Below are 2,148 nucleotides of genomic sequence, written 5' to 3' on the forward strand. Positions count from 1 at the left end.
TGCGGGCCGATCTCGAGGAGCTGGCCCGGATCGGGCGCACTCCCGCGGGCGGTATCAGCCGGACGGCCTACTCGGCTGCGGACGCCGAGGGCCGTAGCTGGTACGCGGCCCGCTGCCGTGACGCCGGGTTCGAGCTGACCCTCGACGGGCTGGGCAACATGTTCGCCGGACCTGCGCAGGCCGGCCCGGAACGGGCCGAGGTCTGGACGGGTTCCCACCTCGACACGGTGCCGGAGGGCGGCGCCTTCGACGGCGCCGTGGGCGCGCTGGCGGCGCTGGAATGCGTCCGGGCCATCGCCGAGGCCGGGACCGAACTGCCGCACCCGGTGCGCGCCGCGGTGTTCGCCGACGAAGAAGGCTACTTCGGCGGACGGCTGCTGGGATCTTTCGGGCTGGCGCACGGCTACCGGCGCGCCGAGCTCGACTCGATCACCGGCGTGCGCGGCGAGCGCCTGACGGAGGTCCTGGCGGGCTGGCGGTGGGCCTCCGGGGACGCCACCGGCACGAGAATGCCGCCCGGCCGGATCCACGCGTTCGTCGAGCTGCACATCGAGCAGGGACCGCGACTGGAGCAGGAACGGACCGATATAGGAGTGGTCACGGCCATCACCGGGCTGTGCGGGGCGCGGGTGGAATTCGCCGGCGAGCCCGGCCACGCGGGCACCACGCCGATGGCCGGCCGCCACGACGCCCTGGCGGGGGCGGCGGCCTTCGTCGCGGCGCTCCCCGACCTGGCCGCCGCGGTCAGCGCCGACGCCGTGGTCACCTGCGGGACCCTGCAGGTCTGGCCGGGAGCGGCGAACGTGATCCCCGGCCGGGTGTCGCTGACGCTGGACTTCCGCGACCCCGACCGGGAGCGGCTGGCGACCCTGCGCGACCGATTGGAGGCCGCCGCCGTCGCCACCGCGGCCGCGCACCGCGTGACCGCGGCCTGGCACGGGCACCCGCTCATCGATCCGGTCCCGATGCACGACGGCGTCCGGCGCGCGATCAGCGAGTCGGCCGACGCCCTGGGGCTCAGCCGGATGGACCTGCCCTCGCGGGCCGGGCACGACTCGCAGAACATGGCGCACCTGGGCCCGACCGGCATGATCTTCGTGCCGAGCCGGGGCGGCCGCAGTCACGCCGCAGACGAGTACACGAGCTTCGACGCGATCGCCGCGGGAGCCGACGTCCTGCTGGCGACGCTGCTGGAACTCGCCCGAGGAGACCGCCCGTAAAGATCAGCTCCTAGGACCTACTGCTGAGGAGATGTCAGGAATCGGGTGATCATGGAGGAGAGCCACCCGACCCGGTTGAGCATGCCCTCGTGGGACGTGCCGGGAAGCAGGGCGAGCTGGGCTTGCGGCAGGCCGGCCGGACCGCTGGCCACGTCCGCGCCCATAAGCCGGAACATCTCCACGGCATGTTCGGGGCGAACGACGTCGGAATCGCCGTTGATCAGCAGCGTTGGCGTTGGCAGGGCCGCGAGCTGCTTCCTGGGCCACGACGGCTCCCCGGAGCGGTCGAGCTCATTGACCTTAGCGACGAGCGAGGTCCAGGCGCCGGGATCGGGCGCGACCCGGCGGTACGCCTCGTGCCATCGCGACCCGTCGAGCTGGTGCAGGTCGAACGAGTCGAATGCCGCCATGTACTGCGGATATATGCCGCCCGGATCGAAGCTCGCACCGCCGAACCACACGAGCTGGCCGACCATCGCGGGACGATCAAGGGCCACCTGGAGGGCGACCGCGCCGCCCATGCTGTATCCGGCGAAGTGCGCGCGCGGGATGCTGAGCGCGTCAAGGAGGGCGGCCAGATCGGCGGCCATGGCCTCGTAGGTGAGCGGCCGGCCGACGTCACGGGTACGACCGTGGCCTTGCAGCTCGACCGATATCACCTCGAAGTCGCGGGCGAGCGCGGGGAGCAGGTCGGCGAAGCAGCTCTCGATCGTCCCGAACGCACCGTGGAGCAGTACCAGCGGATGCCCGTTGCCGTGGCGCTCGCAGTACAACTCCAGCGCGCCCACGTCGACGTAGCCGCGAAAGCTGGGCGTCACCCCTGCGCTCGGTAGTTCAGGTAGACGACGCCGTGCTCGTATGATTCGCAGGCCGCAAGCGATAGCTTGCGGGCCTGCGCCTGCTCGGTGAACAGCCGCGGACCGGGCCC

2 protein-coding genes are annotated in these 2,148 nt (G+C 72.2%); one reads left to right on the plus strand and one right to left on the minus strand.

Going from position 1 to position 2,148, the window contains the following annotated elements:
• On the plus strand, positions 1-1,220 hold a 1,220-nt coding region (locus VH969_RS25595; RefSeq protein ID WP_331978615.1), incomplete at its 5' end, for a M20 family metallo-hydrolase.
• A 17-nt stretch (positions 1,221-1,237) separates the two neighbouring features.
• On the opposite strand, the gene VH969_RS25600 is transcribed toward VH969_RS25595, so the two are convergent.
• Entirely contained in the window at positions 1,238-2,008 is a 771-nt protein-coding gene (locus tag VH969_RS25600; protein ID WP_331978617.1) for an alpha/beta fold hydrolase, read from the minus strand.
• Positions 2,009-2,148: the final 140 nt, after the last annotated feature.

Source organism: Actinophytocola sp. (genome assembly GCF_036555685.1).
Taxonomy (GTDB): domain Bacteria; phylum Actinomycetota; class Actinomycetes; order Mycobacteriales; family Pseudonocardiaceae; genus Actinophytocola.